We start from the raw sequence: 8,244 nt of genomic DNA on the forward strand, positions 1-8,244 counted from the left end.
TATAACATAAAAATATAATTATTTAATGGTGATATGATGGAATTAATGAAAGAGCTTTCTTTAACTCCAGGTGTTTCTGGATCTGAAGAAAAAATATCTAACATTATCAAAAGAGAATTAAAAGATGTTGCTGATTCTATTGAAGAAGATAGTATGGGAAATGTAATAGCTACTAAAAAAGGTGAGAAAAAAGCACCTACTGTCATGTTAGCTTCCCATATGGATGAAATTGGATTGATGGTTAGATATATTGATGATAATGGATATGTTAAATTTTCAACAATTGGTGGAATTAATGACCAAATGTTAATGAATCAATCTGTAATTATTCACAGTAGCATTGGAGAAGATGTTCCTGGTGTTATTGGCTCAAAACCACCTCATGTTACAAAACCTGAAGAAAGAAACAAAGTTATAAAAGCAGATGACATGTTTATTGATATTGGTGCAAAAGACCAAGAAGATGCTGAAAAAATGATTCGTATAGGGGATAAAATAAGTTTCAGAGCTTGGTTTGAAGAATATCCAAATGATTTAATCATGGGTAAAGCATTAGATAATCGTGTTGGATGTTATGTGATGATGGAAGTTTTAAAAAGAGTAAATACAAGAGCTACTGTTTATGGTGTAGGTACTGTACAAGAAGAAGTAGGTCTTAAAGGAGCAAAAACTTCTGCATTTAAATTAAACCCTGACATGGCTATTGCATTAGATGTTACTTTATCTGGAGATCATCCAGGAATTAAACCTGAAGAAGCACCAGTAGTAATGGGTAAAGGTCCAGCTATAATTTTAGCTGATGCAAGTGGAAGAGGAATTCTTACTCAACAATCAATTAAAGATTTACTTATTAAAGCTGGTGATGATAATGGAATAGATTACCAGTTAGAAGTAAGTGATGGAGGAACAACTGACGGTACTGCTATCCACTTAACAAGAGAAGGAATTCCAACTGGAGTTTTATCTGTCCCAACTAGATACATTCACACTACAGTAAGTGTTTGTAGTATGAAAGATGTTGAATCAACTATTCAATTAATTACAAAAGCTATAAATTCTTTGTAGCTTTTTAATATTTTTTTGGAGATTATACAAAATGTTTAAAACTACTGTTACACCAAAATTTGGAGATCTTGATGGTTTAAGACATATTAATAATAATACTTTAGGGAATTGGTTTGAAACAGGAAGAAATGAATTATTTAGAATTTTCACTCCTGATTTAAAAGTTGATTATGAAAACTGGAAATTAATTTTAGTTCATAATGATTATGATTACTTAAAACAGATTTTTTTAGGTAAAGATGTTGAAATAAGAACTCATCTTATAAAAATTGGTAATAGTTCTTTTACATTAGGTCAAGAAGCATGGCAGGATGGCCAGTTAAAAGTTAAAGGAACTTGTGTCCTTGTTCATTTTGATTTTATGGAACAAAAATCAGTTCCAATACCTGATGATATTAGAGTACAACTTGAAAAACATTTAATTTCTATAGATGATTTTGGAAAAGAATAATTATTTAAATCTATCATCAGATTTTTGAGATTTGGCCTTTTTATGGTTATTCTCAAACCAACCTATTTTTAATTCATCAATAGTGTCTTCATATAATTGGGGAACATAAGGTTTTATATCTAATAATGGTGTGTTGTTTAATACATCGATGTTTGATATATGTATAATATTGTCATCAATTTTATCTATTTTTACTATTGAAGAACCGATATGATTTGGTCTTTTGGGGGATCTTGTTGCAAAAATTCCATGTGTATTATTGTCCATAAAAGGTTTTACTTCTAATAAGTAACCTTCAACTTTGTGGAGCAAATAAATTATATTGATGTGGGAAAAATATTGCAAATCCTTTAGACCATTTGCATATTTTTCATCAACTATTATTTTTCCTTTTACTCCTTTTGCACCTGTTGGTTGTATGGGCATACCTTCAACATCTTTAAACTCAGTATGTATAGTACCAATAGATTCCAGTTCAATTTTCATGATTTTTTATTTAATGTTTAATTTATTTAAAATAATCGAATAAAATAATAAAAATCAAAATTCTTTTTGAAATATTTGTAAAAGTAATGTTGTAAGTAATTAATCTTTACTTACAATAATTCAGTTGATTTAATAATGGCTAAAGAATAATCTCCTTTTTTTAAGCCGAGTTCTTCTACTGATTTTTTGGTAATTAAAGTAGTAATTTCACTAAGTTCTTCAACATGAATTTTAACACTAGCAATAAATTCATCTGTTTTAATTTCTGTTATTTTTCTTTTTATTTTATTTTATTTTTAGCGTTAATTTCCATTTTTAAGTATTTATTCTGCATTTGTAAATAATAGTAATACAATTTATTTAGAAAAATTTTGTAGAAAAAATGAATTTAAATGGAAATTAGTGGAGAAATAACAAGATAGATCTAAGGTAATAGCTAATTTATCTGATGAATAGGAAGACCAATAATTAATGAAACAATATTTTTCAATATTTTAATTTTCTCTTTTTTTCATATGTAATACTTTATTACTTAATTTTGTAAACTAATTGTATGAAAAGATTTGAGTTAGGATGGCTGTTGCATCATATCCAAAAATTCCTTGAAGTGCAAAAAATAAGAAAAGCAAGGCTAATACAATAAAAATAAATTTAATATTTTTTATTATTAAGTAAACAGCTGAAAATAAGATTACTAATTTTATTAAAAAAAGTAGGAGGATAAGAATCAACCTCCAGCTAATATAGTTTTAGTTCCATTATCTGAGATTTCTTCTTTTTTAAATTCAACATCAAATTTTACTTTTTCAATTACCTCTTTTAGTGCATTAAGTGTTTCTCCCCTGTGACCACCTAAAACTGCAACTAAAAATAAGCTATCTCCAGTATAAAACTCTCCAACATAATGTATCACTGAAATTTCAAAAACATTGTATTTAATTTTTGCATTTTCCACAATTTCTTCAATATCTTTTAAAGTTTTTTGTTTATCTGGTGTAGTTAATATGAGTTTTTTAAGATTCATATTTTCTTCTTTTCCACGAACAATACCTTCAAAAGTAAATATTGCTCCAGAATAATCTATTTTATTAGCTTTTTTCAAATCATTTATTAAATCAGCCATAGTTATTTTATCTTCTTTTGCTTCAATAACTTTTATAATCATTTTTAATCTCCAATTTCACTTATTTCTTTTATAGATAAATTTTTTAATCTTTCAACACCATTTATTTCATCCATAACATCTGCAGTTGCTTGGGGGACGAGTTCTTGCCAGTTTAAGTCTTCAAGCATTCTTCTTCTAATTTCAGTTCCAGATAAATTCATTCTATCATAAAGTGGAGGATTTCTAACTTCAAATCCTTCTTCATAGAATAATTGTTTAACCAATGAATTTCCAGAATAAACTACTGAAAAAGGAGGTGTCATCATTTTTACATGAGCAACCCATATAGCATTGAAGTTAATATCTTCCATTGGTATGATGTAATATTTACCTGGATTTATATTATTCTCAATTAGTGCTTGGGTTAACATTACTACACGTTCTCCTGCAGTAAAAGGGTCATTTAATTCATGACTTCTTTGAGCACTACCTATTCCAATTATAATTTCATCAACTTCTTCTAATGTTTTTTTAATTACTTCAATATGACCTTTATGAACAGGTTGCATTCTACCAATTAATATTCCTCTAACTTTTTCCATATTTCTCACTTTTTCAAATTATCTAATGTGTAAATTAATTTTTGTGCTGTTTGCTGTTTTTCTTGTATTGAATTTGTAATACAAGTTTCCATTAATAATGTGTTAATTCCTTGGTTAGCTATAGGTTCAGTAACTTTATGTGGACTTGTACCTTCTGTAAAGTTGAAATTTTCAATACTTAAATTTTTAGCTATAATATGTGCATATTCATCTGTTTTTGCACTATTATTTGTAATGGAATAAATGAAATTAGAATACTCATAATTTGGATCAATTTCATGAACATCAACTACAACAAACGGATTGTCTTTTTTGATATTTGGAACAATAAAATCATGAGCTAGATTTTCACCAGCAGGTCTAGTGTCATCACGTGAAGTTAAATTATCTTTTGTAACGACATAATAAATCACGAATTTTTTAGTTAAGTTATTTGTTCCATTTTCACTTGTAATGTTGGCAATTGTTTTATTTATTTCTTGATGGATTTCATGTTCTCTAGGATGAACTCCAAGAATTATTCCAACAGTATCATTAGAAGAATTATTTCCTGCTATAATTTTATAAACAGTTCCATTTTCATTACTTCCAACAGTTGTCATATTATAGCAATTTTCATTGTCATTCTTTTTTTCAGGGTGGCTAATAACAATAGCCGTGTTTATTAGTACAATACCAATTAGAATGATTAAAATTAATTCATACTTTGCTTTTTTATTCATAATTAACAACTATAATATCTTTGTTTAGTATTTTTTTGTTTTCAGTATAATTAAAGTTTTTGTAAAATTATATAAAATAGGTTGAATAATAATTAAATTATAGTAAATTAAAAACTATGGAGCATTATAATGGAAAAAAAGAATATGATAATAATTGCTGCAGTTGTTATTTTAGCTATTGTAGTTGTTGTAGGTTTTATTTTTACTTCTGGAAATTCTAATGAATCTAAAGAAACAACTCCATTTTCTAGTTCATTTATGGCAGGAAAGTTCATAGGAAATGTTTCTCAAGAAAATACTTCTTTAGATTATATGCATGCTTATAAAGATAAAACTCATGATATTGAATATAATATAACTACTTTAGATAATTCATCTGCATTAATGGAAATTTATGAATTCCAAGGTATTGGAAATCCTGAAAAAAGAACTTTTAATGGTCAAGAATGGAATATTTACTTTGGTGAAGCTATGCCTACTGGTGAAAATAATAATTCCAATAGTTCTAATGCTACTATGGGAATTATTATCTGTGAAGTTCAAAAAGAAAATCAGGGATATGTTATTAACATTATCTTTGGAAATAATTCTGATGTTAATTTTACTAAAACAACCTATGGTGAAGCTTACACAGATTATGTAGAACCACTACTTGAATCTATTACTTTAAAACAAAGTAAAGATATTCCATCTGTCGCTGAACAATTCGGATTATCTCAAGATGAATTTAATCAACAAATTGATTTGATACATCAATATGAGGCAGGAAACACTTCTGTATTAAATGGTAGTGCTTAAATGAAAATTACAGTTTTTCATGCAAATGAATGTGATAGGAAGAAATGTACTTCTATTAAAATGGAAAAACTAGGTAAATGTAAATTAGTGTATAATATTAATAAAATACCTGGTGGTGCTGTTGTGTTAAATCCATTTGCACAAAAAGCTGTTTCATATGAAGATTATAGATATGTTCATAGAAGAGGAGTTGTAGGACTTGATTGCTCATGGAATGAAGTATCAAGTTCTAAAAAATTCTTTTCTTTATCTAAATATCATAGATCTCTTCCTTTTTTAATAGCTACTAATCCTGTTAATTATGGGAAACCATGTATTTTATCTACTGTTGAAGCTATTTCTGCTACGTTATATATTACACGTTTTAAAGATGAGGCAAAAGATATTTTAAATGGTTTTAAATGGGGTCATACATTTTTAGAATTAAATCATGATCTTCTAGAAGCTTATAGTGAAGCAGATACTAGTAAAGAAGTTGTCGAAGTTCAAAATGAATTTTTAGAAGTTAATGAATAATTTTTTTCTTTTTTTATTTTTAATTAATCTTCTTAAAACATACTTTTTTTTAAATTTTTAGTTTTCAAATCAAAACTGGAAATAATATTTATAATTTAAATGTTAAAATAAATATTATAATTTTATTTTAAGGATTTTTAATTATGAAACATATGGAAAAACTACTTTGGTGGTTAATCACTGGTAAAAGAGGTGGCATAAATCGAGCTAAAATTATTAAAAAACTTAATGAAAAGCCATGTAATGCTAACCAATTAGCTAGTGAACTTAATTTAGATTATAAAACTATTAAACATCATTTAAAAATATTGGTTGAAAATAATATTGTTTATAATTTAAATGATGGTTATGGTAAATTATATTTTTTAACTGATCATATGGAAAATAATTATCATGAATTTGAAGAAATTTTATCAAAAATAAAATTAGATTAAAAATCTTTAAAGGTAGGAAGTATATGTTTGATTTATTATTAGTTAATCATATTTTGATTGGTATAACAATTATTGTTGGAATAATAAATATATTAATCTTAAAAAAATTAATGGATTTCTACAAAGAAACTTATGTTGAAATTGAGTCTAAATTCACTATGGGTCTTTTATATTTTTCAAGAATATTATTAGCTGGAAATATGTTGGTTATTTTAGCATTAATATGTTCTGTACTTGGAAATATTGAAATCAATGAATTAAGTGGAACTATAGTTTATGTTGCACTTTTATTAATTAGTTCTTCTCAATTAGTAGCTTTCAATATCTTAAAAAAAATTACATTAGATTGATTTGGGTGAGATTTGGGCATAAATTCGGCATAATCATTTAAAATATATTGATAATATTTTCTTTTGTAATTAAAAGGAGATGTTATCATATTTTTTACTTTAATACATGAGTTAAATATTTCAATATTTTATTTAATCAATAATGATTTAAATAATTCTGTTTTAAATGTTATATTTACATATTTGACAAATTTAGGAAATATTGTTGTACTTTTATTAATATGTGTTGTATTATATTTTGCTGGTAAAAATAAAGATAAAAAAGTAGCTTTAATAGCTATTTTGGGATTGGCTATAACAAGTTTATTGGTATCTATAATTAAACCAACTGTTGGAGAATTAAGGCCATTTTTAGTTTTACCACATGTTAATTTACTAGTTCAAGAAAATGGAATGTATTCATTTCCATCTGGACATACTAGTCTAGTATTTACAATAGCTACTATTCTTGGATTATCTTACAAATTTAAAAATGTTAAATTGATTTATATTACATTAGCTATTGCAACTATTGTTGGATTTTCAAGAATTTATTTGGGAGTTCATTATCCAGTAGATGTATTCGGTGGTATTATTGTAGGTGTTTTGTCTGGTTTATTGTCTTTAAAACTCGGTGAAGGTATATTTAAAAAATTAGGTGTGTATAATGGCATTTACTGAAATTTTATCTATGTTTGTTGTTCATATTATTGAAACTTTAGGTTATTTTGGTGTTTTCATCATGATGACTTTGGAAAGTGCATGTATTCCTTTTCCAAGTGAGGTTATAATGCCTTTTGCAGGTTTTGTAGTTCAAGAAGGGAAATTAAGTTTTTTAGGAATTGTAATTATTGGAACTCTTGGAAATATTGTGGGATCTTTAATAGCTTATTATGTAGGTTTAAAAGGAGGAAGACCATTTTTAGAAAAATATGGAAAATATATTTTAATTACCAAAGATAAATTGGATTTGGTTGAAAATATTTTTAATAGATATGGTGTGATAACAGTATTTGTTGGACGTATTTTGCCAGTTATAAGGACATTTATTTCTTTACCTGCAGGAATAGCACGTATGGATATTAAAAAGTTTACAATTTACACAACACTTGGATGTTTTCCATGGACATTAGTTCTTGCATATTTGGGCGTAATATTAGGTCAAAACTGGTCTATTCTCACTAAATATTTTCATATTCTTGATGTATTTTTAGTTATTGCAATTATAAGTTTAATTTTATATTGGACATATAAGTTTAAGAAACAATAAGGGTTTTAACTAAACATTTAAATACTATTAAATTAAGATAATTTATTAATAGTTATGATAATTAAAATTCTTATTTTTGTTTCATAACATATTTTCTTTAATTAAACTTACGTTTTTCATTATTATAAGGAGGAATTATTAATGGCAAGATTTGAAGAAGCAGAAAACAGAATGTTTAATGTTAAAATCTGTTTAAAATGTAATGCTCGTAACCCTGCTGCTGCAACTACTTGTAGAAAATGTGGTTACACAGGTTTAAGGTTCAAAGCAAAAGAACCAAGAGGATAATTCTATTCTCTTTACTTTAATTTCTTTTTTTTATAAAATTTTTCTATTTGAATTAAAGATATACTCTCTTTTTTTATATATAAATATCTAATTTTATTTGAAAAGAGTCTGTAAAATTTTATAGGCTTATTTGATTTTGAATTTTTTTACAGACGAAATTTCGTTTTGATAAAATTTC

At 26.0% G+C, this 8,244-nt stretch carries 14 protein-coding genes; 9 read left to right on the forward strand and 5 right to left on the reverse strand.

Going from position 1 to position 8,244, the window contains the following annotated elements:
* The first annotated feature begins 33 nt into the window (after positions 1-33).
* The gene (locus tag Q0984_RS08135) at positions 34-1,065 is read left to right on the forward strand and encodes a M42 family metallopeptidase (RefSeq protein WP_299526268.1); all 1,032 of its coding nucleotides are present in this window, start codon (positions 34-36) and stop codon (positions 1,063-1,065) included.
* Positions 1,066-1,096: 31 nt separating this feature from the next.
* Positions 1,097-1,516 (forward strand): thioesterase family protein, encoded by a 420-nt coding sequence (locus Q0984_RS08140; protein ID WP_299526270.1) that lies wholly within the window; start codon positions 1,097-1,099, stop codon positions 1,514-1,516.
* Here Q0984_RS08140 and tsaA read toward each other — a convergent pair whose 3' ends face one another.
* The 5 genes from tsaA to Q0984_RS08165 form a co-directional block, all read right to left on the reverse strand.
* Complete coding sequence (tsaA, locus tag Q0984_RS08145; protein ID WP_299526272.1) at positions 1,517-2,002, reverse strand: tRNA (N6-threonylcarbamoyladenosine(37)-N6)-methyltransferase TrmO; 486 nt, start codon at positions 2,000-2,002, stop codon at positions 1,517-1,519.
* Positions 2,003-2,112: 110 nt separating this feature from the next.
* Positions 2,113-2,286, reverse strand: a complete 174-nt coding sequence (locus Q0984_RS08150; protein ID WP_365907268.1) for a TOBE domain-containing protein — start codon at positions 2,284-2,286, stop codon at positions 2,113-2,115.
* A gap of 443 nt (positions 2,287-2,729) precedes the next feature.
* Positions 2,730-3,167, reverse strand: coding sequence for a molybdenum cofactor biosynthesis protein MoaE (locus tag Q0984_RS08155; protein WP_299526275.1), 438 nt, complete (start codon positions 3,165-3,167; stop codon positions 2,730-2,732).
* A 2-nt stretch (positions 3,168-3,169) separates the two neighbouring features.
* A complete protein-coding gene (locus Q0984_RS08160) occupies positions 3,170-3,709 on the reverse strand; it encodes a nicotinamide-nucleotide adenylyltransferase (RefSeq protein WP_299526278.1) in 540 nt (179 codons plus the stop codon).
* Positions 3,710-3,714: 5 nt separating this feature from the next.
* A complete protein-coding gene (locus tag Q0984_RS08165) occupies positions 3,715-4,431 on the reverse strand; it encodes a hypothetical protein (RefSeq protein ID WP_299526281.1) in 717 nt (238 codons plus the stop codon).
* 129 nt (positions 4,432-4,560) lie between these two features.
* Here Q0984_RS08165 and Q0984_RS08170 point away from each other — a divergent pair, with 129 nt between their 5' ends.
* The 7 genes from Q0984_RS08170 (at position 4,561) to Q0984_RS08200 (ending at position 8,066) form a co-directional block, all read left to right on the forward strand.
* Complete coding sequence (locus tag Q0984_RS08170) at positions 4,561-5,229, forward strand: hypothetical protein (RefSeq protein ID WP_299526284.1); 669 nt, start codon at positions 4,561-4,563, stop codon at positions 5,227-5,229.
* Entirely contained in the window at positions 5,230-5,745 is a 516-nt protein-coding gene (locus Q0984_RS08175; protein WP_299526286.1) for a DUF367 family protein, read from the forward strand.
* Positions 5,746-5,888: 143 nt separating this feature from the next.
* Entirely contained in the window at positions 5,889-6,179 is a 291-nt protein-coding gene (locus tag Q0984_RS08180; protein ID WP_299526289.1) for a winged helix-turn-helix domain-containing protein, read from the forward strand.
* Positions 6,180-6,202: 23 nt separating this feature from the next.
* A complete protein-coding gene (locus tag Q0984_RS08185) occupies positions 6,203-6,529 on the forward strand; it encodes a hypothetical protein (RefSeq protein WP_299526291.1) in 327 nt (108 codons plus the stop codon).
* Positions 6,530-6,712: 183 nt separating this feature from the next.
* Positions 6,713-7,189: a phosphatase PAP2 family protein gene (locus Q0984_RS08190; protein WP_299526293.1), complete on the forward strand. Its 477-nt coding sequence runs from the start codon at positions 6,713-6,715 to the stop codon at positions 7,187-7,189.
* On the forward strand, positions 7,176-7,778 hold the full coding sequence (locus tag Q0984_RS08195; RefSeq protein ID WP_299526294.1) for a DedA family protein: 603 nt from the start codon (positions 7,176-7,178) through the stop codon (positions 7,776-7,778). Before Q0984_RS08190 ends, Q0984_RS08195 begins: the two co-directional genes overlap by 14 nt.
* A 141-nt stretch (positions 7,779-7,919) precedes the next feature.
* On the forward strand, positions 7,920-8,066 hold the full coding sequence (locus Q0984_RS08200; RefSeq protein ID WP_004034072.1) for a 50S ribosomal protein L40e: 147 nt from the start codon (positions 7,920-7,922) through the stop codon (positions 8,064-8,066).
* The last annotated feature ends 178 nt before the right edge of the window (positions 8,067-8,244 follow it).

Origin of the sequence: uncultured Methanobrevibacter sp., assembly GCF_934746965.1 — an archaeon.
GTDB lineage: Archaea > Methanobacteriota > Methanobacteria > Methanobacteriales > Methanobacteriaceae > Methanocatella.